Source organism: Neisseria sp. P0001.S005 (assembly GCF_051963715.1).
The window spans coordinates 1-243 of record NZ_JBQCTZ010001041.1 but is presented as its reverse complement, the minus strand read 5'-3'; the positions used below and the strand labels follow the sequence as shown (position 1 = coordinate 243).

The 243-nt window shown below is 43.2% G+C and carries 1 pseudogene; it reads left to right on the top strand.

Features of this window, described 5'->3' with window-relative positions:
• A pseudogene (locus ACTHSP_RS23995) lies at nt 1-243 on the top strand (hypothetical protein); the annotation flags it as partial.

Here is a 243-nt window from a genome sequence, read left to right as displayed (position 1 = left end):
ACGGACTATACAACCAACATGGTGAAATTGCCACCAACCGGCAGTTGTATATTCACGATAAAAATCAAAACACTTTGGAGTTAAACAATTAGGACGGCACGATTCAATCTGCCGGTAATGTATCGCTACAAGCTAAATCACTTGCCAATTATGGCACTTTAACAGCCGGTAACAAGCTGGATATCGCCTTAACGGATGATTTCGTCGTTGACAGCGACCTCACTGCAGGCAACCAATTAAACC